The sequence below is a fragment of the Shinella sp. GW821-FHT11G07 genome, from assembly GCF_058808115.1.
In genome coordinates, this window is record NZ_JBXARJ010000003.1 from 121,361 (window position 1) to 143,027 (window position 21,667).

The window sequence follows — 21,667 nt, forward strand, 5'->3', positions numbered from 1 at the left end:
TAGGTCGGGGTCACAATCAACCGATGTGAGGTTACCCGATGCTGGTCAATGGCAAGTGGACGGAAGACTGGCAGCCCGTTCAGGCGACGGACGCCAAGGGCGGCTTCGTGCGCCAGGTGTCGAGTTTTCGCAACTGGGTGACGCCGGACGGCAGCGCAGGCCCGACGGGCGAAGGCGGTTTTGCCGCGGCAGCCGGGCGTTATCACCTCTATGTCGCGCTGATCTGCCCCTGGGCGTCGCGCACGCTGATCACCCGCAAGCTGAAGAAGCTTGACGACGCCATCTCCGTCTCCATCGTCGAGCCGGCATTGTCCGACCAGGGCTGGCGTTTCGGCGACTATCCCGGCGCCAACCGCGACGATCTCAACGGCGCGACCTACATGCACGAGATCTACACTAGCGCCGATGCCACCTTCACCGGCCGCGCTACCGTGCCGGTGCTCTGGGACAAGGAACGCAAGACGATCGTCAACAACGAATCCGCCGATATCGTGCGCATGCTGAACAGCGGGTTTGGCGCATTGGCTGACGAAAGCGTCGATCTCTACCCGGAAGCCCTGCGCAGCGACATCGATGCCCTCAACGAGCGCATCTACCCGTCGCTCAACAATGGCGTCTACCGCACCGGCTTCGCCACCACGCAGGCCGCCTATGAAGAAGCCTTCCATGGCGTCTTCGCCATGCTGGACGAGCTGGAGACACGCCTTGCCGCCGGCGGGCCGTTCCTCACCGGGAGCACATTCACCGAGGCCGATATCCGCCTCTTCGTCACGCTCATCCGTTTCGACGCCGCCTATTACGGCCTGTTCAAGTGCAACCGCCAGCGGCTGGACGACTATCCGGCACTCTCGGCCTACACGAAGCGTGTGCTCGACCTGCCGGGCGTGCGCGACACGGTCAGCATCGATCATATCAAACACGGCTATTATTCGATCAAATCACTCAACCCGAACCGCATCGTGCCGGTCGGGCCAGATCTCTCGGCGCTGGGGCTGTAACCTTAGAGTCCGTCCGAGAATTCATGATTTTCGCGCAATCCGCCTCACCATGGTCATGATGGATGCCGTGTAGAGAAAGGCTTCGGCGGACTTGATGGTCGCTTCCGGATCTTTCCAGAGCGGCCGGTTTCGGCTGATCCGAGCGAAGAAGCGCTCGACGATCCAGGGTTTGGGATGAACCGCAAAGCCGACCTGATCCTTGGGCTTGCGGACGATCTCGACATCGACAATCGTGGCATTCTGCGGCCTGTCACCCGAGTATCCCATATCGGCAAACGCTTTTTCGACGAACGGGAAGAACTTTCGCGATACCTGTAAGACCGGGACCGCTCCGTCGCGGTCCTGAATGTCTGCGGGCTGGGGATTGAGCACCAATGCGCGACCATCCATGTCCACCATCGCCTGTCGCTTGCGACCCTTGATCTTCTTGCCCGCGTCATAGCCACGCCGACCACCGCTCTCAGTGGTCTTGACGCTCTGGCTGCGAGGACTGCGGTGCTCGGGGAGGCCTCTCGACCAGCTCGTTCGCGGTCCGTTTGCGACTATAATGTCGCCGGGTGGTCGGGTTCCACATGGCGCTTCCATTCAGGCTTCAGACACCTCCTTGGAAACATCATCGGCCCGATCACTCAACCCTGATGCTCGGGCTGTCCTAATAGTCAGCTGCACGAAAACCGTGTTCACCCGGCATAGGCGAAATAAACCTTACCTCTTTTCGGATCGATAATGGTGACGCTCCCGCCCCTTCCATATTTATAGAAGGAGCCGGACGATTGTATCGCTTCATTTGCCTCGATAACTTTTCCAGATTCAATAGGAATATCAAAGCCATATTTTCCCAAATATTCTAGCAGCGTTGGGATACGCGGCTCGACATTTTTGCCGGATGCAAGCTGCTTACCCCACTCTTTTGGAGACCATTCGCGGAACGCCCGCTCGTCATTGGCGTAATCAATGGGAGTTGCTCGCCACGATTTGCTAGAACCATTTAGCGCGGATGTTAAACCATCCCTTTGGCCTCTTGCCCATTCAGCGCTCGCGTCAGTAAGCCGATAGACAACAAAGCCAGTTTCATTATCGCCGGGACCACCGATGCCCCACGACTCTTCCAGCCGATATTCAATCTCCGAAACCACTAAAGGCATTGGTACCCGGGCTAGCACCTGTGATCGCTCCCAGAGCTTTAACATAACGTATGGCGACGCAATCACGCCCAAAGCGCATATGATAATAAGGCCACGCAATGCTGCTTGATTGGGTCGCGTCATTTTCCATAATTTGCGCACCACTATAACAAAACAGGTGATAATGCCGCCAATCACGGTAATGAGAAATAGAGCTATCGCCAACAAACCAATCAATGGCCCCACCGTTAATCACCATGATGTTGAATGGTTGTATTGCCATCAAAGCGTAAGACAAGTCCCGTTCAGTCAATGATCCCCAATTCTCGGACGGGCTCTCAGCCCGCCACCTTGACCATGTGCATGGGATACGGAATGGTCGGCCGATGAGTGCCCGGTCCTTCCCCTATATCAGCATCGCGGCGGCGGCGATTTCGACTGTCGTTCTCAATGTCTCCAACACGATACAGCAGCGCCATTGCGCCTTCGGATTCGGCGGCTTCCAGTGCAATAGCCCCTTCTCCGGTTATGGCGAGACGCTGCTCACAACGACCCTTGCCTCGTTCACCGTGCTCGTCGTATCGGCAGCAATCGCAGCGTGGAAGCTCATCGCCTGGTTTCGCTCGCGGTAAAAACCGTCAAACCTCCTTCGCCTCCACCATCGCCATCAGCGTTTCCAGCCGGTCGGCATCGGCGGGCAGCTTGTCCTGCCTGAGGCGCGCGATGCGGGGGAAGCGCATGGCGACACCGGATTTGTGGCGGGTGGAGCGGTTGATACCCTCGAAGGCAACTTCCAGTACGAAACCGAAGGCGGGCTCCGCTCGGACAGCCCGCACCGGGCCGAAGCGTTCCGTCGTGTTGTTGCGCACATAGCGGTCGAGCACTTCGAGCTCGGCATCGGTGAAGCCGAAATAGGCCTTGCCGACGGGCACCAGCACGTCGCCGTCCGGGCCTTGCGTCCACACACCGAAGGTGAAGTCAGAATAGTAGCTGGAGCGTTTGCCGTGACCGCGCTGGGCGTACATCATCACGGCATCGACATTGTAGGGATCGCGCTTCCACTTGAACCAGGGGCCCTTCATGCGGCCGGCCTGGTAGGGGCTGTCGAGGCGCTTGATCATCACGCCCTCGATCACCGGGTCCGGCGGCTCGCGGCGGATCGTTTCCAGCTCCTCCCAGGAGCCGAAGGACACGAGCGGCGACAGGTCGAACCGGTCGTGCGGCGCCGTCTCGATGAGATGGGTCAGCCGGGCACGGCGCGCCACGAAGGTTTCCGGCCGCACGTCCGCCTCGCCGTCGAACAGCACGTCATAGGCGCGCACGAAGGCGGGGTATTCGTCCAGAATCTTCGCGTTCACCGTCTTGCGGTTCAGGCGTTGCTGAAGGTCGGAAAAGGTGCGCGTGGGGCTGTTGGTGCGGGCGGTGCCGCCGACGAGCAGCTCGCCGTCCACCACGCCCTCGAAATTGATCGCGTCGAGCACATCCGGGAAGGCGGCGGAAATGTCATCGCCGGAGCGGGAGTAGAGGCGACGCGTCGCGCCTGCCGACGACATCTGCACACGAATGCCGTCCCATTTCCATTCGGCGGCGAAATCGGCGGGGTCGAGAGTGTCGAGGTCGCCCTCGCCCACCGGATTGGCGAGCATGACGGAATGGAAGATCGCGGGCGTCGCCAGCACCGGTCGCTCGGTGCGCCCTTCCAGCCAGGCGAAGAGCGGTTCGTAAGGCGGCGCCAGACCGTGCCACAGCGTCTCGATCTCGGTGACATCCATGCCGGAGAATTCGGCAAGCGCCTGCTTGGCAAGCCGCGCTGACACGCCGATGCGCAGGCCCCCGGTCGCCAGCTTGATGAAGGCGAAGCGGGCGGAGGGATCCAGCCGGTCGAGCAGATCGCGCACGGCGGTGCGCACCTCGGTGCGGCCGAGCGCGTTCATGCGGGTGACGACGCTACTCAGCCGCGGCTGCGCCTCGTCGGGCACGCGCTCCTTGCGCTCCTGGTCCCAGACGAGCGCGATCGTCTCGGCGAGGTCGCCGACATAGTCGTAGGAGTAGCGAAACAGCACCTCGTCCATGCGCTCCAGCACGAGTTCGCGCAGCAGCGCCGGTTTGACGCTCTTCAGGTCGAGCGTGCCGGCGATCGCGGCAAGGCCGTAGCCGCGGTCGGGATCGGGTGTGTCGCGAAAATAGTCGGCGAGCAGTTTGAGCTTGCCGTTGCGCGAGGGGGTGAGGACGAGACGGTCGAGCAGTGTGGCGAAGGCTCTCATGGTGAAGGCCTTCCCGGCGTCCTAAGCTTTGATCCTTTCCGCGCGAATTGTGCTGGCAGAGGTGCGCGGTCAGAGCGGCAGACTCCCACCTCCCCCTTGAGGGGGGAGGTCGCCGCAAAGCGGCGGGTGGGGGTGACCCGCATCCGCGCGGGCGAGGCTTGCGGAGAGGTTGCATCACCCCACCCCGGAGCTTCGCTCCGACCCTCCCCCTCAAGGGGAGGGTAAAGGAGCAGGCCGGCTGGTCGTAAATTCACTCGGCCTCTCGCAGTTCCGGTAAAAGATGCACCTAACGAGCGGGTGAGAAGAACAGGTGGCATCATCAATCCCCCTCATCCTCATAGCCGACGAGATGCAACGGCTTGGCCGGCACGCCGGCTAGCTCGCACCAGCGCACCAGCGCCTCCTCGCGGCCGTGCGTCACCCACACCTCGCTTGGCGCCAGTTCGCGGATCGTCTCGGTGAGTTCGGGCCAATCGCAATGGTCGGAAATGACGAGCGGCAGTTCGACGCCGCCCTGCTTGGCGCGCTGGCGCACCATCATCCAGCCGGAGGCGAAGGCGATGAGCGGTTCGTTGAAGCGGCGCGCCCAGCGGTCGGCGAAGGCCGACGGCGGGCCGACGATGACGGCACCGCGGAAATCCGTCGGGTCGCCCTTCTCCAGCGTGGCGGGACGCAGATCGCCGAGGTCGATGCCACGGCTGATATAGTAGTCGCAGAGCCGCGCCAGCGAGCCATGGATATAGATCGGCGCGTCATAGCCGCAATCGCGCAGCAGGCGGATGACGCGCTGCGACTTGCCAAGCGAATACGCGCCCACGAGATGGCTGCGCTCGGGAAACTGCCTCAGCGAGGTCAGCAGCTTGCCCATCTCGGCCTTGGGTTCCGGATGATGGAAGACCGGCAGGCCGAAGGTCGCCTCGGTGATGAAGACATCGCAGGGGACGGGCTCGTAGGCGGCGCAGGTCGGGTCCGCACCGCGTTTGTAGTCGCCCGAGGCGACGATGCGCAGGCCATCCTTCTCCACCGCGATCTGCGCGGAGCCGAGCACATGGCCCGCCGGATGAAACGAGACGGTGACGCCGTTGAGATCAATGCGCTCGCCGAAGGCGGCCGCCTGCATGGTGCCGCAGAAATCCTCGCCATAACGGATCGCCATGATGTCGAGCGTCTCACGCGTCGCCAGCACGGCGCCATGGCCGGCACGGGCATGATCCGAATGGCCATGCGTGATCAGCGCCCGCGCCACGGGGCGGACGGGGTCGATGTAGAAATCGCCGGCAGGGCAATAAAGACCGGCGGGCGCCGGCTTGAGGAGCTGATCGGGCTTCATGACGGAGAAGATAGCGGCTTTGCCGCACTCTGCCAGAGGGGTGGCGTCGTTTGCGGTGCCGCTTCAGCGCAGTTCCTGGGCGAGCCCGATGAGAAGCCCTTCGGGGCCACGGATATAGCAGAGCCGATAGACGCCTTCGTAGTCGACGACGTCGCCGACGAGTGCCGCGCCGCGCGGGCGAACCCGTTCCAGCGTCTCGTCGAGGTCGTCCACGGCGAACATGACGCGGAGATAGCCAAGCGCATTGACAGGGGCGTTGCGGTGATCGGCGACGACGGCCGGCCGGAGGAAGCGGGAAAGCTCGAGCCGGCTATGGCCGTCGGGCGTGCGCATCATGGCGATCTCGACATGCTGATCGCCCAGTCCCGTGACACGCCCTGCCCATTCCCCCTCGATCATGGCCCGCCCTTCGAGCTCAAGGCCGAGCTCGCGAAAGAAGTCGATCGTCGCATCGAGGTCCTCGACGACGATCCCGACATTGTCCATCCGCTTGATCGCCATGTTTCAATCTCCGAAAGTCTGCGAACCGTGAAAACCGGAATGCCAATGGTGGGATGTGCGTCCCCGGCATTCTGCTGACGACCGTCGGCGGCCGCTAGGCAATCGCCAGCATGCCGGCGCGTAGCGCCTTCATGTCGACGGCAGAAAGCTGGGCATCGACCTTTTCGTGCGTTTCCTTCCAGATCGGGAAGGCCTGGGTCAGCAGGCTGCGGCCCTCCTCCGTCAGGCGCAGGAGGCGGCCTCGGCGGTCTCGGGGGTCGGCCTCGACACGCACGAGCCCCCGCCGTTCGAGCGGCTTGAGCGCTGCCGTCAGCGTGGTGCGGTCCATGGCGAGCAGGTTCGCGACCGGTCCCATCGGCGGCGGCGCGGGGCGGTTCAGCGACATCAAAAGCGAGAACTGGCCGTTGGTGAGGCCGAGCGGGCGCAACGCATCGTCGAAGCGGCGTGCCAGGGCGCGGGCCGCACGCTGGGCATGCAGGCACAGGCAATGGTCACGCACGAACAGCGTCGTTTCGTAGGGAATCAGGACTTCATCAGACATGCTTCTTACTGTTGATATCAACATAACAATGTCAAGAAGCAACGTGCGGGACTGCAGGAATTATTAGGCCGTACACTCATAAGCGCGCAACCACAGGCGTATTGAGGCCAAGTCGCGCCATGGCGCTCCAGAACGGAGCACCCAGAAGATACCGTTCAGCACGCGACGGTCATTGACGCGCGGAACTCCGCTCGGTTTGTTGTGCAGGAGCGGCTTGATCACGCGCCATGCGAAGTCAGTCAGGTCATAGCGGCTGATGAGGAGCCTGAATCAGACATCGGTGGGATAAGATAGGGCATGAGTTGGAAGTTTGATCAAGCACCGAACGTTGCCTGCATTACCTGTCGCTCGGTGATCGAGGGGCAGCCGGTTCTCGTCGCAACGCACTATGAAGATGACCATTCATGGGGATTTATGGACGGGGCACCGGCTAACATGGCGATGGAGCTAGTGGTCGCTATGTCAGAGGTCGTAAATCGCCACCCTGACCTTGATGAGATAGCCAGCCTTCCCCCAGGATGGTCAGCAACACGCGTCGCAGTTGGTCAGCCGTGGTTAAAACGGCAGGACGATTGGAGCCCAGAATCTTAAGGCCAGTGGCGCCCAACCAATCTCTAGGGGTTCGCGGCCTAGAGGTTCGGAATGCAGAGGATCGCCTGGAGAGCACGGGCGTCGATCGGCCTGGAGAGGTAGTAACCCTGGATTTCATCGCAGCCGGCTTCGCGCAGGAAGTCGATCTGCTCGCGGGTCTCCACCCCTTCGGCGATCACGCGAAGCTGGAGCGAATGGGCGAGTGAAATGACGGCACGGGCGATTGCCGCATCGTCACCGTCATCCGGCAGATCCTGCACGAAGGAACGGTCGATCTTCAGGCGGCCGACCGGGAAGCGTTTCAACGAAGCAAGGCTGGAATAGCCGGTGCCGAAATCGTCGATGGCAAGGTGCACGCCGAGCTTTTCCAGCCGGTGCATGGTCTCCACCGCCTGCTGCACATCCTGCATGATCATGCTCTCGGTCAGTTCCAGCTCGAGATAGCGCGCCTCAAGCCCGCTTTCCTCAAGGGCCGCGGCAACACGCTCCACCCAGTCCTTTTCCTGGAACTGGCGCGCGGAGACATTGACGCTGACGACGATGGGCGGCAGGCCGGACACCTGCCAGGCCTTGTTCTGCCGGCAGGCGGCGCGCAGCGTCCAGTCGCCGATCGGGCCGATCAGGCCGGTCTCTTCGGCCAGCGGAATGAAATCGCCCGGCGCGACCAGCCCGCGTTCGGGATGGCGCCAGCGGATGAGGGCCTCGACGGCGAAGATGCGGCCGGTCGCGAGATCCATCTGCGGCTGGTACTGCAGGAAAAGCTCCTGCTGGGCGAGCGCGCGGCGCAATTCTTCCTGCCGCTCCAGCTTTTCAGAGGCGTGGGTGGCCATTTCCGCGGTGAAGACCTGTATGGCGTCGCGGCCGATCTCCTTGGCGCGGTACATGGCGACATCGGCGCGGGCCAGCAGTTCCGTGACGTTACGACCGTGCTCCGGATAGGCGGCGACCCCCATGCTACAGGTGACCTGGAAGGAACGGCCCTCGATTTCCACTGGCTCGGCGATCGCTTCACGCACGGCGCGCAACCGGTCGTCCACCGTCTCGCCCCGGCGCATCGCGCCGTTGATGAGCACGACGAATTCATCGCCGCCAAGGCGCACGATGCTGTCGGAGGCGCGCACGCAGCGCAGCATGCGGGCCGCGACGATCTTCAGCAGTTCGTCGCCCGCATGGTGGCCGAGGCTGTCATTGACCAGCTTGAAATTGTCGAGGTCGATGAAGGCGAGCGTCATCGTGCCGCCGCGGTCGTCGGCCGACTCGATGGCGGAGGCGACGCGCTCGTCGAGCATGCTGCGGTTCGGCAAGCCGGTCAGCGCATCGTGGTGCGCCATGTACTGGATGTTGTCTTCCGCCTCCTTGCGCTCGATGGCGATGCCGGCAATGTGCGTCGCCATGCCGACGAGCTTCATGCATTCGGCGGAGGGCTCGCCGCGGTGGCGGGAATAGAGCGCAAACGAGCCGAGCACCTTGCCCTGGTAGGAGGCGATCGGCGACGACCAGCAGGCCCGGAAGCCGTAGGGCAGGACGAACGCCTTGTAGTCCGCCCAAAGCGGATCGGTCTCGATATCGGACACGATGACCGGCTCGCCGCGCCACATGGCGGTGCCGCAGGAGCCCACGGCCGGGCCGATCTCGAGGCCCTCGATCAGCATGCAATAGGCGGGATCGAGATTGGGGGCGGCACCGTTGACGATGCGTTTGCCATCGGGTGCAAGTGTCAGGATCGAGCCGGTGACGTCAGGCACATGCGCTTCGATCAGCAGGATGAGGGAGGAGAAGACCTCGACCAGCGGCGCGCCGAGCGCGATCATCTTCAGGAGATGTGCCTGGCCGAGATGCAGGCTCTCGGACCGCTTGCGCTCGGTAATGTCGCGGGCGATGCCGACAAGGCCGATCACCGCGCCGGCGCCGTCGCGCACCGGCAGTTTCGAGGTGAGAAGCCATTTGAGGTTGCCCCTGGAATCGCGGATCAGCTCTTCCATGTCGAGCATCGGGCGTCCGGTGCGGATGATCTCCTGCTCGGTCTCGAAGAAGCCGCGGGCGACGGGCTCGGGGTGGATATCGAAATCGGAAAGACCTTCCAGGCTGTCCAGGCCGTCGCGCCGGTTGTCGCTGACGATTGCCCGGTTGGCGACGACGAAACGGCCGTTCCGGTCCTTGAAGTAGAGGTAGTCCGGCACCTCGTCGATCATGGCTTCGAGCCAGATCGTGCGCTCGTTCTGAGCGGCGGCCAGCGGAAAGAGCCGCGCCGCCTCGCTCATGAGGCGCTGGCTGGCGGACATCAGACGCGCCGTCGCATCGGCGTCGTCATTGCCAAGGTGAGACAAGTGCGTCGACATGAACCCCTGCAATTTTCTAGGGCAAGGAAGGACACTGCGGGCCGCCGCCTCTCCCGAACGCCCGAAGGTACACCTAGAGTCGTTATCCAACCCTAAAGGAAACCGGCGAAATGCCGCCGATCCGGCGTTTGAGGCACAGGATCGGCAACCGCAGCGGGCATCACCCAAATTGTTCCGTTTCGGTACGGAAGCAACTGGCACGGTTCCTGCTCCTTGACGGACTAGGAGTTATCATGGTTAGCAGACGGTTGTTTCTCTCGGCTCTTGGTCTTGGCGCGGCAGGCATCGCCACCCCTGCGCTTGCCCAGACGCCGCGGCTGCCGATCATCGATGTCGATTTACGGGGCAGTATCGATGCCTCGGCCCACGGCATCCGGCCGGGTGCCGGCGACCGCAAGAGCAAGGCCTTCGCCAAGCTCATCAAGGAAGCGGCCGCTAAAAACCTGCCGGTCTTCCTGCCGCCGGGCGATTATGTCATCTCCAACATCACGCTGCCCGACAATGCGCGCATCACCGGCGTGCCGGGCGCCACCCGCATCATCTATGGCGGCGACGGCCATCTCTTCGCCGCCGACGGACTTGCGCGCGTGGAACTTGCCAATCTCGTCATCGACGGGGCCAACCGCTGGCTCGACGATACCGTCCAGGGCCTCGTGCATCTCAGCAATGTCGCCAATGTGACGATCGAGAACTGCGAGATCCAGGGCTCCTCGAAGACCGCCGTCAGCCTGGAACGCTCCGGCGGCCGCATCGAACGCAACCGGCTGTCGGGTGCCGCCGAATACGCGCTCTACGCCGTCGACAGCCACGATCTCTTCGTCACCGGCAACCAGGTCTTCGATTGCGGCAATGGCGGCATCCTGATCCATCGCTGGCAGAAGGGCAGCGATGGCACCATCGTCTCCGGCAACCGCATCGCGCGCATCGCCGCCACCCAGGGCGGCACCGGCCAGTACGGCAACGGCATCAACATTTTTCGCGCCGACGACGTGATGATTACCAACAACCACGTCTCCGGCTGCGCCTTCTCCGCCATCCGCTCCAATGCCGGGTCTAATGTGCAGATATCAGGCAATACCTGCCTCGACAGCGGCGAGACGGCGATCTACTCGGAATTCGGCTTCGAGGGCGCGATCGTCAACGGCAACCTGATCGACGGGGCCGCCAACGGCATCCTCATCGTCAACTTCAACGAGGGCGGCAGGCTCGCCACCGTCACCGGCAATGTCGTGCGCAACCTCAAGCTCGAGGGGCCCTATGTGCATGACGGCGCCGGCTTCGGCTTCGGCATCGCGGTGGAGGCCGACACCGTCGTCTCCGGCAACACAATCGAGAACGCGCCGAAATGGGGGCTGGCACTCGGCTGGGGCCCCTTCATGCGCGGCCTCGTCGTCAGCGGCAACCTGGTGCGCAATAGCCCGGTCGGCTGCATGGTGACGGTCGTCGAGGAGGCGGGATCCGCCCTCATCACCGGCAACATCTTCGAAGACACACCGGAGGCGGCCATTGCCGGCTACCGCTGGAAGAAACGCACAACGGGCGACCTCGCCAAGGAGTCTTCCGACTACGCACACCTGACGATCGAACGGAACCGGTCGGGCTAAACACCGCCCCTTCGCATGCACCTCTCCTTCTTGCCCGAACGGGGAGGTGCCATGGTGGATGAGGGAGCAGCCTTCCGCATCGCTCCCTCATCCGCTTTTTCAGCCGCCATGGCCCTCGTGGTTGCCGGAGGCGCCCTCGCCCTGCTTTGCGTTGGGCTTCGCGCTTTCGATCTTGAAGTCCACGTCGAGTTTTCCCGCCTTTTCGAAATTCAGCGTCGCCTTGAAGGTTTCGCCCTCCTTGAAGGGGTGCTTGATGCGCATGAACATGATGTGCAGGCCGCCGGACTTGAGTTCCAGCTTGGCGCCGGCCGGGATTTCGATGCCGTCCGGCAGCTGGCGCATCTTCATGACGTCGTTTTCCACCGCCATTTCGTGGATCTGCACGTCGTCGGAAACGTCCGGCGCGGTGATCGAGACCAGCCGGTCGGGGTCCGTACCGGTATTGGTGATGGTCATGAAGCCTCCGCCGACGGGCTGGCCGGGCAGCGTCGCCTTGGAGGCCGGGTGGTGGACTTCGAGGGTGCCGGCCTTGAAATCATGGGCGAAGGCAGCGGAGGCGGAAAGCGCCAGCGCAAGGGCGGTTGCGAGAATGCGGTTCATGGAAAAGTCCTTTCGGTTACGATCAGGAGAAGATGCGCCGCAGCGGCGGCACGAAGCGGATGACGCCTTGATCGAGGACGATCATGGCGAGGATGGTGAGGCCGGTCAGCGGGAAGAGCACACCAAAGACGGCGGCGATCGCCCACAGGCCGAGATAGATGCGGGTTTCGCGGGGCGCCGGCGGCACGCCGATGCGGCCCTTCGGACGGCGCTTCCACCACATGACGACGGCCGAGACGCTCATCGCGATGACGACGAAACAGGTGGACAGCATGAGGAGCTGGTTGAAGAGCCCCCATTCCTGCCCTTTGTGCACGTTGATGCCCCATTCGATCAGCTTGCCCGTCGCCGGATAGTCGGCAAAGGCGGTGTCGACGAGGCGCTCGCCGGTATACTGGTCGATATGGATCGTGCGCTCGTAGTCCATGTCGGCCGGAAAGATTGCCGCGGTGTAGACGCCGGTCTCGCCTGACGGTGGCGACAGGTCGTAGCCCGGCAGCATGCCGGCGGCATTGGCGATCGTCACGGCATTGTCGAGGCCGATCGGCGGCAGCGCGGTCTGGCCATCGGTCGGGACGGTCGATTCCGGCACCGGGGCGCTTTCCATCAGCCAGGAGGCCTTCGGCAGCACATCCGTCGTCACCAGCATGGAATGCGGCACCCGGTCCCAAAGCTCGACCGGATAGCCCATGCCGTTCGCGGTCAGGGTCGCGTTGACCTTGGCCCCCCAGAAGCCGGACCATAAGAGGCCGCTGAAGGCGAGGAACAGGATGACCACGCTGGCGAAAATGCCGGTGACGGCATGCAGATCGCGCCAGAAGACGCGCCGCGCCGGCGTGCCGCGCACGCTGACGACGCCGCCGGTCTGGTTGCGCGGCCACCAGAGATAGATGCCGGTCAGCGTCAGAACGATGGCGAAACCGGCGACCACTTCGATGATGCGCTCCCAGGAGGTGCCGAAATAATCGAGGCTGTGCAGGTCCTCGACGACCTGGTTGAATTCTTCTGCCGCGCCCACCGTGTCGAGTACGTTCCCCGTATAGGGATTGACGAAGACGAGCACCTTGCCGGCCTCCGTCGAGACCGTCACCCGCGCGGACCGGTCGGCACCCGCCGGGGTGCGGTAGGTGGAGAACTTTGCGCCCGGCACGGCGCTGACCGCCTTCTCCGCGATGACGGAGGGGGCAAGTTCCGCGCTGCCGACCGTCACATAGTTGCGGTAGCGGAAGAGGCTGGCGTCGATCTCGTCGTTGAAGAGGTAGAGCCCGCCGGTGATGGCGAGGCTGATCATGAAGGGCACGGCGAGAAGGCCGGCGAAGAAGTGCCAGCGCCAGATGGCGCGGTAGAGGCGCTGCGCAAGCGCGGAAGGTTCGGCGGCGGCAGCGGCCGGCGCATCAAAAACTACGGACATGCAAAAAGTCCCGTCAGGCTGGATTTCAGGCGCGCGACGGCATGCCGCCGCGCAGGCTCAGAACATCAGACGGACAGGAAGGGCGGCGCGCGCGGCGGCGAGCCGGGCCGCTCGCGCCTGGAACGCAGCGCCTCTTCGGCGAGCGGCAGGGCTGAGACATGGCGGAAGGCAAGAACGGCGCCGTCGAGATCGTCCGGCGCCGGCATCAGCATGGCACTGCCGATGCGGCAGGCCTCGCATTTGATCGGCATGACATGCCTGGTCTTGCCGTCGACGCTGCCATCGAGGCAGAGGTCCGGCAGCGTTCCATCCGGCAGCGTGTACTGCACAAGCTCGAGCGCGGTCGGCTGCGTGGCCGAGGCGGGTTGGTGGGCAAAACCGACAAACAGCAGGGCGACTGCGCAAAGAATGCGCAGGCAGGCGGCCCAGCGTGTCATGCCTCGTGTCATCGATCGTCCCCATCCGCATTTGCGGACATTTCGCCCTTAGACCTATGCCGGTGGAAGGTCAATGCGACAAGCGGGCCTGCCATCACGACAATTCATCGATCGATCAGGCCGGCGCTCTACCACTTCACCCGACCGCCCCCTATTGTGGCGGCCGCGCCCGGCAGTTTCGTCTTTCTCTAACGGCAAACATGGCCCGGCTCTTTGTTCTTGCGCAAGTCCCGGCGAAAGCGGATTTGCCCCCTGGAGGATCCATGCTCACCATTTACGGCGTCTATCGCTCCCGCGCGTCGCGCAACTATTGGCTCGCCGGCGAGCTTGGCGTGGCCTTCGTCTCGGTTCCGATCGTGCAGGCGCGCCGCGTCGACGATCCGCTGGCGGCCGATGCGCCCATCAACACCCAGTCGCCGGATTTTCTGGCCGTCAATCCGACCGGCCTTATCCCCTGCATCGACGATGGCGGCTTCGTGATGACGGAATCGCTCGCCATCAACCTCTATCTCGCCCGCAAGCATGGCGGCCCGCTCGCCGGCCAGACGGTGACGGAAGAGGCGCAGATGCTGGAATGGACGATGTGGGCGGCGACGGAGGTGGAGCCGCACGCCGTGAAGATCATTTTGGCACTCGATACGCGGGCGGCCGAAACCGAACAGGGGCGGCTGACGATCCGTGCGTCGACCAAGGCGCTGAAAAAGTGTTTCAAGCGTTTCGACCGGCATCTTGCCGCGACCGGCCATGTCGTCGGCGACCGCTTCACCGTTGCCGATCTCAATGTTGCGGAGGTTTTCCGCTATGCGATGAGCCAGCCGGAACTTTTCGAAGCGGCGCCCAACGTCAAGGCATGGCTCGATGCCTGCCAGTCACGCCCGGCCTTCAAGGCAATGATGGCGACGCGGCTTACCGAGCTGGAATGACCGCGCCGGCAAAACCATCCTCATCTTCGGCGATGGCCGCGCGCAGCCATCGCTTGAAGAGCGAGACCTTGCGCGGCTCCGGCATGCCCGGGGCCGTCACGAAATAATAGCCCATGCCGGTCTCCACGCGGATGGGGAACGGCGCGACCAGCCGCCCCTCCTTCAGCGCCCAGGAAGCCAACACCGGCCAGGCGAGCAGTACCCCCTGTCCGGCGAGCGCCGCATCCAGGCAGAGCGAGGCGTCGGAAAACACATGCCGCGCCTTCGGCGGCGCGATGGCGAGGCCTGCCGCCTTGAGCCAGCGCTCCCAGGTGAAGGCATCGTTGCCATCGACCACCGCCGGCTGCTCGGCGAGATCCTGCGGGGTCTTGATTCTTTCCGCCAGCGCCGGCGCGCAGACCGGGAACATGACCTGCGGCAGCAAAAACTCCGCCGTGACATCCGGCCACGTGCCGGGGCCGACGCGAATGCCGAGATCGACGTCGGAGCGCGCGAGATCGACCAGCGTCGTCGTCGCCTCGATGCGCAGGCTGATATCGGGATGGGCGGCGGCAAACCGGTCGATGCGGTGGATGAGCCAGCGCGAGGCGAAGATGGGTGCTACGGAAATGGTCAGGATCGCATCGTCACGGCGCTGGGTGGTCGCGACCGCCTCGGAGAGCTGGCGAAAGGCGGCGGAGAGGCGCGAAAGGAACGGCGTGCCGAAGGCCGTCTGCTGCAGGCCGCGGGCGGTGCGGTCGAAGATCGCCCGGCCAAGCTGCTCCTCCGCCTTGATGATCTGCTGGCTGACCGCGCCGACCGTGACGCCGAGCTCTTCCGCCGCCGCCTGGAGCGAGCCGAGCCGCCCTACCGCTTCCAACGCGCGCAGACCGTTGAGATGGATGCGATTGAGATTTTTCATATAGCTTTTCTATAATCTGGTCTTGAACTACTCGATTGCGGAATTTGCCTTTCGGCGCGATTATCAGGCATCGACAATGGTAACGCACCGCAAGGAGAAGGCAATGCTCAAGATTTTCTCCAGGTTCGCCGAAGCCCTCAGGGCCGAGGCTGATGCAGCGGACGCGCCCGTCTGGATGCGCGATCCGCTCTCCCATCCCGATATCGAGACGATGGATTCGCGCGCGCTCGGCGACCTGCCTTTCGGCCTCTTCCGGGCGCAGACAATCTGCGCTGACGGCACCGTCTCTACCTCTCTGCACAGGATGTCTTCGCTCTAACATACCCGTTCCAACCGGCGCCTCTTGATGTTTTACAACGCATGATCATTGATGCCGGGTATGGGAGAGAAAAACGAACCAAACGAATACCCGAGCCAGATAGACTGCTTCTGGCTGGCATCCGACGGCGTGGGCAATCTGGGTGTATTCATAACGGCCGGCATCGCGCCTGTTCCGGTCATTGCGTTATCAAAGGCATACGGCCCGTTTCTGGATATCGAAGAATGGGTGCAACTCCTTCCCCTAACATCCCAAGTGAGTTATCCGCACGGTATGCCCAGACAGGGGGCCTTCGACGAGTTTGCACAAAGGGGCCTTTATGCGTTCGATTGGACGGACGTTCACAGGACCGGTAACTATGTTCACGCCTATGAAAAAGTCGCCTCGCCAACGCGGCCTCTATCCGTAAACGCATTGACAGGTACACTCGCAAATTGCGGCTCGCAGCTTGTGCTGAACACGATCGATTTCTCCAGCACTGCGGCTGTGAACATCAAGGCCGTTATCGCCTGCATCTCTCCTCCTTAACGTCTGCATAGAAACGAATTGAGCTCGCCCAGCGCGCGATGATGGCTGTTGTCGCTTGACAGCAACATCACGTAAACGTTAAACCGATATCGTAACGTAATAACATTACTATAGTTGGAGACAAAAATGCTGAGGCAGATCATCGCTGTTTCGGGTGCGCTTTCGCTCGCCCTTCTTCTTCCCGTCACCGCCAGCGCGCATGGCGCCTGGGTGGCGGAGCGCTGGGGTGAACTCGGCGTCATCTATGGCCACGGCGCTGGCGACGATGCCTATGACCCGGCGCGCATCAGCACGGCCGTTGCGATTGGCGAGGATGGCGCGGCGACGCCGGTTGCCATCGAAAAGCGGGAAAAACACGCAATCCTGAAGCCCGAAGGCGAGCCCGCCGCCATCGTCCTGACCTTCGACAACGGCTACTGGACGGAAAAGACCGACGGCAAATGGGTGAACGAGGCGAAGGACAAGGTCGCGGACGCCAAGGCCACCGGCCACTACATCAAGAACAGCCTCTCGCTTCTGCACGTACACGACGCGCTGCCCACCTTCCCGAAGCAGGACCTGCAGATCGTCCCGCTCGACAACCCCATCGGCCGCAAGGCCGGCGATCCGATCCGGCTGCGCGTGCTGCATGACGGCAAGCCACTTGCCGGCGCGATCGTGACGCTCGACTATATCAACCAGGCGACGCTCAAGAGCGACCCGACGGACGCGGATGGCGAGGTCGTCGTGGCGATCCGCAATGACGGGCTGAACGTGCTGTCGGTCGATCACAGCGTGCCGCTGGAAAACGACCCGAAGGCCGACAAGATCGGCTACACCGCGACGCTGAGTTTTGTCGCCGAGGCGCATAGCCACGACGACTGAGAAAAAGACCTGCGCCAGAAGGCGCAGGCCCGAGACTGCTGACAAAATCCCGAGAATCCCTCCTTCGTCATGCTCGGGCTCCACCTGGGCATCCATAAGCCGTTGAGAAGATTGGATCCTCGGCTCAAGGCCGAGGATGACGGCAGTGGGCGGCGCGCGGTTTGTCAACGCGCTGAGGCCTGCGCCGGGAGGCGCAGGCTCTTGCTTCCAATGCAGGCCGATCAGCCGCCCGACTGATCCATGTGCATGAATTCCCAGACATTGCCGTTGATGTCCTGGAAGGAGCAGCCGTACATCGGGCCGAACTCCATGTTCGGCTTCCACTCCCGGCCGCCGGCGGCGAGCGCCTTGGCCTTGAAGTCATCGACCTCCTGGCGGCTGGTGGCCGAGAGGCAGGTCAGCACCTGCGTCTGCTGTTCCGGATCGCCGACCTTACCCGTCACGAACTGGGCGAACTTTTCCTCGGTCAGGTGCATGACGAAGATGTTTTCGTCCACCACCATGCAGGCGGCGGTGTCGTCGCTGAAGTCCTCGTTGAACGAAAAGCCGAGCGCGTTGAAGAAGCGGCGGGTGGCGGGCAGGTCCTTGACGGGCAGGTTGACGAAGATCATGCGCATGGAAATCCTCCTGGTTTGTTTGCGATGCGGGGTCCGCCGCCGGCGGATCGCCCCGTCATGCCACAAGGACGTAGCAGGCCGGCCCTTCCCGACAAGGCCGGCGAAAAATTATGCCGCCACCGCGCAGCCCGGCACGTCCTCCAGCCGATACCAGACCGGAATGCCACGTTCGAGCGCAATACGCACGTCATTGTCCGCCCCTTTCGATTCACCCGGCAGGCGCAGCACGCCTTCGCACAGCTCCAGCAGGCGGTGTGCCACGGGATAAAAAATCTCCTCGTGCAGCGCGTCACCGATCGTCTTGCCGCCGGCGGCATTCCAGACGGGCAGTGCCACCCATTCGCCGATCATCGGCACATGGCCGGCCTGAAACAACGCATAGGACGGCGCTTCCAGCCGCTTCAGGTTCTCCGCCATCCTGTGCGGGTCGTCCCCGGTGCCCGAGCGATAGGGGCCGGCGATCAGGATCAACATGTCGTACTCCTTACATTTTGCATGAAATATCCGGGTACTTCTGGATATTTCATGATTATTCGTGTAGCTTCGTGCAGAGTCAAGACGGAGCGTGCAGACATGCTGACCAGCCAGAGAAAAGCCCTGATCGCCGAGCGGCTGAACCGCGAGGGGGAAATCGTCGCCAAGACGCTGGCCGGTGAACTGGCGCTATCGGAGGACACGATCCGCCGGGATCTCCGGGAAATGGCCGCGGAGGGCCTGCTGAAACGGGTGCACGGCGGCGCGTTGCCGCTTGTCCCCCCGCTGCCGGATTTTGCGGCGCGCCAGGCGGTCGCAAGCGACGAGAAGGCAGCGCTCGGCGCCCGGGCGGCTGATATGGTCAAGCCGGGACAGGTCATCTTCCTCGACGGCGGCACCACCACGGCGGCACTGGCCCGCGCCCTGCCGCGCAGCTTCGCCTTCACGGTCGTCACGCACAGCCCGACGATCGCCTGCGAGTTTGAACGCCACCCGACCGCCGAGGTCGTGCTGATCGGCGGCAGGCTCTACAAACATTCGATGGTGACCGGCGGCGCGGCGGCGCTCGAGATGATCCGCAGCCTGAAGGCGGATCTCTACTTCATGGGCGTGACCGCCGCCCACCCGACGCACGGGTTGACCACCGGCGACATGGAGGAAGCGGCGACCAAGCGCATCATCGCCGAAAACGCGGCTGCAACCTTCGTGCTGCTGACACAGGAAAAACTCGGCCGCGCGTCCCCATGGCGCATCATGCCCCTGCCCGCCGCCACCGGCCTCATCGTGCCGGGCGGACTGGTGTCGGAGGTATTGGCGCCCTATCGGGACCTGGACGTGGAGATCGTCGAGGCGTGATCAGGCGGCGTCGCGCGGCGTGATGCGTTGGAGATCGTGACCGATCTCTCGACGCTTCTGCATGAGGTCGAATTCAGCCTGAAGGCGCAGGAAATAGCCTTCCGACAGGCCGAAATAGCGTGTGAGCCGCAGATCCGTATCGGCGGTGACCTGCCGCTTGCCGAGGACGATCTCGTTGATGCGGCGCGGCGGAACATGGACAGCGCGCGCCAACGCATTCTGGCTGATCTCCATCGGCTGAAGGAATTCCTCCAGCAGGATATCGCCGGGATGCGGGTTGGGCAGCAGGTCGTCAGTCATGATAGTCGATGACGCGGACATCGGTGGCATCTCCTTGCGACCAGCCGAAACAGATGCGCCACTGGTCATTGATCCGGATCGAGTAAAGCCCGGCCAGGTTTCCCTTCAAAAGCTCCAGCCGATTGCCGGGCGGCACCCGAAGGTCGGTTATCGCCATCGCAGCGTGAAGCATGCGCAGCTTGCGCAATGCAATGGCCTGCATGTCAGCCGGAAGCCGGCGGCTTCGACGGCCCGACCAGATCAGTTCGGTCTCGCGGTCGGCGAAGCTTTTGATCATGCGTCAGTATAACGCATAACGTTACAGGGCGTCAATTTTCAGGCGGCAAACGCTTCTGTCACGCGGATATCGCCGACATGGATGCCGTTCCAGTTGGACATGGAGCGGTTGGCCTGGGCCATCAGGGCGGCGTGAATGTCCGGTTCGTTCTTGAAGAAGCGGGCGAGCGTGGCGGCGACCATGCTTTCGGCGGCGCGGGTGGTGCCGTCCTCGCATTTCAGGGCAATCGCGATGCCCTGTTCGGGGATCGCGGCGCAGAAGACGCCTTCGGCGCCGGTCTTGGCGAAGATGCGGCCGGGCGCGGTTTCCATGAGACGGGTGCAGGCGCGCCTGGTGCCGGCGACGTAGAACGGTTCGGCCATGCAGGCGTCGATCAGCCGACGCGAGGCTTTGGCGCGCTCCGGCGCCAGGCCCGTGCCGGTCGCCATCCTGGCGAAGCCGTGGGCGAGGCTCTTCAGCGGCACGGCATAGGTCGGGATCGAGCAACCGTCGACGCCGCAATTGTCGGTGGCAAGCGCTGCACCCGTCAGGCTTTCCATGACGCCACGGATTTCCGCCTGAACGGGGTGTTCGTAGCGGACGTAACCTTTTAGGTCCTTGCCCGTGTGGCAGGCGGCGCAGATGAAGCCCGCATGTTTGCCGGAGCAATTGTTGTGGAGCGCGGTCGGGTGATCGAGCCCGCGCGCCTGGCCGATCAGCACCGGCTGCTCGAACGACCAGTGAGCGCCGCATTCCAGCACGTTCTCATCGACGCCGGCAGCGGCGAGCATGGTGCCGGCAAGGGCGGCATGTTCCGGCTCGCCATTGTGCGAGGAGCAGGCAAGCGCCAGTTCCTTGTTGCCGAAGCCGTAAGCATCGGCTGCACCGCTTTCAATGAAGGGCAGTCCCTGCATGGCCTTGCAGGCCGAGCGCGGGAAGACGCCGGCTTCGAAATCGCCCTGCGAAAACACCACCTTGCCATCGCCATCGACCACGACGACCAGGCCGCGATGGCGGCTTTCGACGAGATTGCCGCGGGTGACTTCGACAAGGACGGGGTTTGCCATGATTATGCCCTCAAAATTCCGGTTTCGGCTGCGGTATTATCCGAAATTCCTGATCCTGCCCACTCGGTTTTGGAGCGCCGCGCATGAAATTGCTGAGGAACGTCCTCGTCCTCTTCCTTGTGATCTACCTCATGCCGGCGCTCGCCTCGGCAGGATACTGGTACATCAAGGACCGTCCCGCGAACTGGCGCGAAGCGAACTGGAAATCGGCGGGCGTCCTGCCCAAGGCGGAAGACACGCCGCGGGCGACGATCCACATCTTCTCGGCCGCGACGGGCGGCATGAAGGGGGCGGTGGCGAGCCATGCCTGGATCGTCACCAAGGCGGCGAACGCGAAAACCTACAATCGTTACGACAAGGTCGGCTGGGGCACGCCGGTGCGCAAGAATGGCTATGCACCGGATGCCTACTGGTATTCCAACACGCCGCGCGTGGTGGTGAGCGTCAGCGGCGACGAGGCGGCGCGGTTGATCCCGAAGATCGAGAAGGTGATCGCCGCCTATCCCTACTCCAAGCCGGGCGGCTACCGCATCTGGCCGGGGCCGAACTCCAACACCTTCGTCGCCCACGTGCTGCGCTCCGTGCCGGAACTCGGCGTCGTGCTGCCGCCGGATGCGGTGGGGCGTGACTACCTGCCGGAGGGCAAGCTCTTCGCGGTCGATGCGGACGGCAAGGACGTGCATGCGACGCTCTACGGCCTGCTCGGTGTGTCGGCCGGCCTGCGCAGCGGGCTGGAGCTGCATATCATGGGCCTCGTCGCCGGCGTGGATTTCTCCCGGCCGGCGATCAAGATTCCCGCGATCGGGCGGATCGGGATCTAGTG

24 protein-coding genes and 2 pseudogenes are annotated in these 21,667 nt (G+C 63.4%); 9 read left to right on the plus strand and 17 right to left on the minus strand.

Annotated elements, in window-relative coordinates; all coding sequences use genetic code 11:
• Window positions 1-38: 38 nt before the first annotated feature.
• The gene (locus tag AC1RT2_RS06925; protein WP_493100600.1) at window positions 39-998 is read left to right on the plus strand and encodes a glutathione S-transferase family protein; all 960 of its coding nucleotides are present in this window, start codon (window positions 39-41) and stop codon (window positions 996-998) included.
• A 21-nt stretch (window positions 999-1,019) separates the two neighbouring features.
• On the opposite strand, the pseudogene AC1RT2_RS06930 reads toward AC1RT2_RS06925, so the two are convergent.
• Together AC1RT2_RS06930 and AC1RT2_RS06935 are read right to left on the minus strand one after the other, a co-directional pair.
• Window positions 1,020-1,531, minus strand: a pseudogene (locus tag AC1RT2_RS06930) (transposase); the annotation flags it as partial.
• A gap of 147 nt (window positions 1,532-1,678) precedes the next feature.
• A complete protein-coding gene (locus AC1RT2_RS06935) occupies window positions 1,679-2,368 on the minus strand; it encodes a hypothetical protein (protein ID WP_493100602.1) in 690 nt (229 codons plus the stop codon).
• A gap of 140 nt (window positions 2,369-2,508) precedes the next feature.
• On the opposite strand from AC1RT2_RS06935, the gene AC1RT2_RS06940 reads away from it, so the two are divergent.
• Window positions 2,509-2,754, plus strand: coding sequence for a hypothetical protein (locus AC1RT2_RS06940; RefSeq protein ID WP_493100604.1), 246 nt, complete (start codon window positions 2,509-2,511; stop codon window positions 2,752-2,754).
• A 6-nt stretch (window positions 2,755-2,760) separates the two neighbouring features.
• Here the strand turns inward: AC1RT2_RS06940 and AC1RT2_RS06945 are convergent, their stop codons facing one another.
• The 6 genes and pseudogenes from AC1RT2_RS06945 to AC1RT2_RS06970 all read right to left on the minus strand — a co-directional run bounded on the left by AC1RT2_RS06945 (window position 2,761) and on the right by AC1RT2_RS06970 (window position 9,688).
• Window positions 2,761-4,386 carry a cisplatin damage response ATP-dependent DNA ligase gene (locus AC1RT2_RS06945; RefSeq protein ID WP_493100606.1) on the minus strand — a complete coding sequence of 542 codons (1,626 nt, stop codon included), beginning with the start codon at window positions 4,384-4,386 and terminating at the stop codon, window positions 2,761-2,763.
• A 319-nt stretch (window positions 4,387-4,705) separates the two neighbouring features.
• Window positions 4,706-5,716, minus strand: a complete 1,011-nt coding sequence (locus AC1RT2_RS06950; protein ID WP_493100608.1) for a ligase-associated DNA damage response exonuclease — start codon at window positions 5,714-5,716, stop codon at window positions 4,706-4,708.
• Between the two features lie 63 nt (window positions 5,717-5,779).
• The gene (locus AC1RT2_RS06955) at window positions 5,780-6,217 is read right to left on the minus strand and encodes a VOC family protein (protein WP_493100610.1); all 438 of its coding nucleotides are present in this window, start codon (window positions 6,215-6,217) and stop codon (window positions 5,780-5,782) included.
• A 94-nt stretch (window positions 6,218-6,311) separates the two neighbouring features.
• A complete protein-coding gene (locus tag AC1RT2_RS06960) occupies window positions 6,312-6,758 on the minus strand; it encodes a MarR family winged helix-turn-helix transcriptional regulator (RefSeq protein ID WP_069059479.1) in 447 nt (148 codons plus the stop codon).
• 108 nt (window positions 6,759-6,866) lie between these two features.
• Window positions 6,867-7,016: pseudogene (locus tag AC1RT2_RS06965) on the minus strand (transposase); the annotation flags it as partial.
• A gap of 371 nt (window positions 7,017-7,387) precedes the next feature.
• Window positions 7,388-9,688, minus strand: coding sequence for a putative bifunctional diguanylate cyclase/phosphodiesterase (locus tag AC1RT2_RS06970; protein ID WP_493100612.1), 2,301 nt, complete (start codon window positions 9,686-9,688; stop codon window positions 7,388-7,390).
• A gap of 233 nt (window positions 9,689-9,921) precedes the next feature.
• On the opposite strand from AC1RT2_RS06970, the gene AC1RT2_RS06975 reads away from it, so the two are divergent.
• Window positions 9,922-11,292, plus strand: coding sequence for a TIGR03808 family TAT-translocated repetitive protein (locus tag AC1RT2_RS06975; protein WP_493100614.1), 1,371 nt, complete (start codon window positions 9,922-9,924; stop codon window positions 11,290-11,292).
• A 99-nt stretch (window positions 11,293-11,391) separates the two neighbouring features.
• Here the strand turns inward: AC1RT2_RS06975 and AC1RT2_RS06980 are convergent, their stop codons facing one another.
• The 3 genes from AC1RT2_RS06980 to AC1RT2_RS06990 form a co-directional block, all read right to left on the minus strand.
• The gene (locus tag AC1RT2_RS06980) at window positions 11,392-11,892 is read right to left on the minus strand and encodes a copper chaperone PCu(A)C (protein WP_493100616.1); all 501 of its coding nucleotides are present in this window, start codon (window positions 11,890-11,892) and stop codon (window positions 11,392-11,394) included.
• A 22-nt stretch (window positions 11,893-11,914) separates the two neighbouring features.
• Window positions 11,915-13,303, minus strand: a complete 1,389-nt coding sequence (locus AC1RT2_RS06985) for a PepSY-associated TM helix domain-containing protein (protein WP_493100618.1) — start codon at window positions 13,301-13,303, stop codon at window positions 11,915-11,917.
• Between the two features lie 65 nt (window positions 13,304-13,368).
• Entirely contained in the window at window positions 13,369-13,740 is a 372-nt protein-coding gene (locus AC1RT2_RS06990; protein ID WP_493100619.1) for a hypothetical protein, read from the minus strand.
• Window positions 13,741-14,003: 263 nt separating this feature from the next.
• On the opposite strand from AC1RT2_RS06990, the gene AC1RT2_RS06995 reads away from it, so the two are divergent.
• On the plus strand, window positions 14,004-14,663 hold the full coding sequence (locus tag AC1RT2_RS06995; RefSeq protein ID WP_493100620.1) for a glutathione S-transferase family protein: 660 nt from the start codon (window positions 14,004-14,006) through the stop codon (window positions 14,661-14,663).
• Here AC1RT2_RS06995 and AC1RT2_RS07000 read toward each other — a convergent pair.
• Window positions 14,647-15,564, minus strand: coding sequence for a LysR substrate-binding domain-containing protein (locus AC1RT2_RS07000; protein ID WP_069059486.1), 918 nt, complete (start codon window positions 15,562-15,564; stop codon window positions 14,647-14,649). The two genes, AC1RT2_RS06995 and AC1RT2_RS07000, sit on opposite strands and share 17 nt — an antisense overlap.
• A gap of 103 nt (window positions 15,565-15,667) precedes the next feature.
• On the opposite strand from AC1RT2_RS07000, the gene AC1RT2_RS07005 reads away from it, so the two are divergent.
• From AC1RT2_RS07005 to AC1RT2_RS07015, 3 genes are all read left to right on the plus strand, one after another.
• The gene (locus AC1RT2_RS07005) at window positions 15,668-15,883 is read left to right on the plus strand and encodes a hypothetical protein (protein WP_493100621.1); all 216 of its coding nucleotides are present in this window, start codon (window positions 15,668-15,670) and stop codon (window positions 15,881-15,883) included.
• Between the two features lie 60 nt (window positions 15,884-15,943).
• A complete protein-coding gene (locus AC1RT2_RS07010; protein ID WP_493100622.1) occupies window positions 15,944-16,411 on the plus strand; it encodes a hypothetical protein in 468 nt (155 codons plus the stop codon).
• 126 nt (window positions 16,412-16,537) lie between these two features.
• A complete protein-coding gene (locus AC1RT2_RS07015; protein WP_493100623.1) occupies window positions 16,538-17,275 on the plus strand; it encodes a DUF4198 domain-containing protein in 738 nt (245 codons plus the stop codon).
• A 221-nt stretch (window positions 17,276-17,496) separates the two neighbouring features.
• On the opposite strand, the gene AC1RT2_RS07020 is transcribed toward AC1RT2_RS07015, so the two are convergent.
• Both AC1RT2_RS07020 and AC1RT2_RS07025 read right to left on the minus strand, forming a co-directional pair.
• Window positions 17,497-17,892, minus strand: coding sequence for a VOC family protein (locus AC1RT2_RS07020; protein ID WP_493100624.1), 396 nt, complete (start codon window positions 17,890-17,892; stop codon window positions 17,497-17,499).
• 108 nt (window positions 17,893-18,000) lie between these two features.
• Window positions 18,001-18,366 carry a DUF4406 domain-containing protein gene (locus tag AC1RT2_RS07025; RefSeq protein ID WP_493100625.1) on the minus strand — a complete coding sequence of 122 codons (366 nt, stop codon included), beginning with the start codon at window positions 18,364-18,366 and terminating at the stop codon, window positions 18,001-18,003.
• Window positions 18,367-18,465: 99 nt separating this feature from the next.
• On the opposite strand from AC1RT2_RS07025, the gene AC1RT2_RS07030 reads away from it, so the two are divergent.
• On the plus strand, window positions 18,466-19,221 hold the full coding sequence (locus AC1RT2_RS07030; protein ID WP_493100626.1) for a DeoR/GlpR family DNA-binding transcription regulator: 756 nt from the start codon (window positions 18,466-18,468) through the stop codon (window positions 19,219-19,221).
• On the opposite strand, the gene AC1RT2_RS07035 is transcribed toward AC1RT2_RS07030, so the two are convergent.
• Genes AC1RT2_RS07035 through AC1RT2_RS07045 form a run of 3 tightly spaced genes read right to left on the minus strand, consistent with a single transcriptional unit; the run spans window position 19,222 to window position 20,844 of the window.
• Entirely contained in the window at window positions 19,222-19,542 is a 321-nt protein-coding gene (locus AC1RT2_RS07035; protein ID WP_069059493.1) for a HigA family addiction module antitoxin, read from the minus strand.
• Entirely contained in the window at window positions 19,514-19,798 is a 285-nt protein-coding gene (locus AC1RT2_RS07040; RefSeq protein ID WP_493100628.1) for a type II toxin-antitoxin system RelE/ParE family toxin, read from the minus strand. The genes AC1RT2_RS07035 and AC1RT2_RS07040 overlap by 29 nt, the downstream gene beginning before the upstream one ends.
• A 38-nt stretch (window positions 19,799-19,836) precedes the next feature.
• The gene (locus AC1RT2_RS07045; RefSeq protein WP_493100630.1) at window positions 19,837-20,844 is read right to left on the minus strand and encodes an asparaginase; all 1,008 of its coding nucleotides are present in this window, start codon (window positions 20,842-20,844) and stop codon (window positions 19,837-19,839) included.
• Between the two features lie 83 nt (window positions 20,845-20,927).
• Between AC1RT2_RS07045 and AC1RT2_RS07050 the strand changes: the two genes are divergently transcribed.
• On the plus strand, window positions 20,928-21,665 hold the full coding sequence (locus tag AC1RT2_RS07050) for a DUF3750 domain-containing protein (protein ID WP_493100632.1): 738 nt from the start codon (window positions 20,928-20,930) through the stop codon (window positions 21,663-21,665).
• The last annotated feature ends 2 nt before the right edge of the window (window positions 21,666-21,667 follow it).

What these genes read in the sequence shown, in the direction of transcription:
- AC1RT2_RS06970 (WP_493100612.1), bottom strand. Translation starts at nt 9,688, where the DNA reads ATGTCGACGCACTTGTCTCACCTTGGCAATGACGACGCCGATGCGACG.
- AC1RT2_RS06975 (WP_493100614.1), top strand. Translation starts at nt 9,922, where the DNA reads ATGGTTAGCAGACGGTTGTTTCTCTCGGCTCTTGGTCTTGGCGCGGCA.
- AC1RT2_RS06955 (WP_493100610.1), bottom strand. Translation starts at nt 6,217, where the DNA reads ATGGCGATCAAGCGGATGGACAATGTCGGGATCGTCGTCGAGGACCTC.
- AC1RT2_RS06995 (WP_493100620.1), top strand. Translation starts at nt 14,004, where the DNA reads ATGCTCACCATTTACGGCGTCTATCGCTCCCGCGCGTCGCGCAACTAT.
- AC1RT2_RS07040 (WP_493100628.1), bottom strand. Translation starts at nt 19,798, where the DNA reads ATGATCAAAAGCTTCGCCGACCGCGAGACCGAACTGATCTGGTCGGGC.
- AC1RT2_RS06925 (WP_493100600.1), top strand. Translation starts at nt 39, where the DNA reads ATGCTGGTCAATGGCAAGTGGACGGAAGACTGGCAGCCCGTTCAGGCG.
- AC1RT2_RS07015 (WP_493100623.1), top strand. Translation starts at nt 16,538, where the DNA reads ATGCTGAGGCAGATCATCGCTGTTTCGGGTGCGCTTTCGCTCGCCCTT.
- AC1RT2_RS07050 (WP_493100632.1), top strand. Translation starts at nt 20,928, where the DNA reads ATGAAATTGCTGAGGAACGTCCTCGTCCTCTTCCTTGTGATCTACCTC.
- AC1RT2_RS07010 (WP_493100622.1), top strand. Translation starts at nt 15,944, where the DNA reads ATGGGAGAGAAAAACGAACCAAACGAATACCCGAGCCAGATAGACTGC.
- AC1RT2_RS07005 (WP_493100621.1), top strand. Translation starts at nt 15,668, where the DNA reads ATGCTCAAGATTTTCTCCAGGTTCGCCGAAGCCCTCAGGGCCGAGGCT.
- AC1RT2_RS06960 (WP_069059479.1), bottom strand. Translation starts at nt 6,758, where the DNA reads ATGTCTGATGAAGTCCTGATTCCCTACGAAACGACGCTGTTCGTGCGT.
- AC1RT2_RS07025 (WP_493100625.1), bottom strand. Translation starts at nt 18,366, where the DNA reads ATGTTGATCCTGATCGCCGGCCCCTATCGCTCGGGCACCGGGGACGAC.
- AC1RT2_RS06980 (WP_493100616.1), bottom strand. Translation starts at nt 11,892, where the DNA reads ATGAACCGCATTCTCGCAACCGCCCTTGCGCTGGCGCTTTCCGCCTCC.
- AC1RT2_RS07020 (WP_493100624.1), bottom strand. Translation starts at nt 17,892, where the DNA reads ATGCGCATGATCTTCGTCAACCTGCCCGTCAAGGACCTGCCCGCCACC.
- AC1RT2_RS06985 (WP_493100618.1), bottom strand. Translation starts at nt 13,303, where the DNA reads ATGTCCGTAGTTTTTGATGCGCCGGCCGCTGCCGCCGCCGAACCTTCC.
- AC1RT2_RS07000 (WP_069059486.1), bottom strand. Translation starts at nt 15,564, where the DNA reads ATGAAAAATCTCAATCGCATCCATCTCAACGGTCTGCGCGCGTTGGAA.
- AC1RT2_RS06940 (WP_493100604.1), top strand. Translation starts at nt 2,509, where the DNA reads ATGAGTGCCCGGTCCTTCCCCTATATCAGCATCGCGGCGGCGGCGATT.
- AC1RT2_RS06990 (WP_493100619.1), bottom strand. Translation starts at nt 13,740, where the DNA reads ATGACACGCTGGGCCGCCTGCCTGCGCATTCTTTGCGCAGTCGCCCTG.
- AC1RT2_RS07045 (WP_493100630.1), bottom strand. Translation starts at nt 20,844, where the DNA reads ATGGCAAACCCCGTCCTTGTCGAAGTCACCCGCGGCAATCTCGTCGAA.
- AC1RT2_RS07030 (WP_493100626.1), top strand. Translation starts at nt 18,466, where the DNA reads ATGCTGACCAGCCAGAGAAAAGCCCTGATCGCCGAGCGGCTGAACCGC.
- AC1RT2_RS07035 (WP_069059493.1), bottom strand. Translation starts at nt 19,542, where the DNA reads ATGTCCGCGTCATCGACTATCATGACTGACGACCTGCTGCCCAACCCG.
- AC1RT2_RS06945 (WP_493100606.1), bottom strand. Translation starts at nt 4,386, where the DNA reads ATGAGAGCCTTCGCCACACTGCTCGACCGTCTCGTCCTCACCCCCTCG.
- AC1RT2_RS06950 (WP_493100608.1), bottom strand. Translation starts at nt 5,716, where the DNA reads ATGAAGCCCGATCAGCTCCTCAAGCCGGCGCCCGCCGGTCTTTATTGC.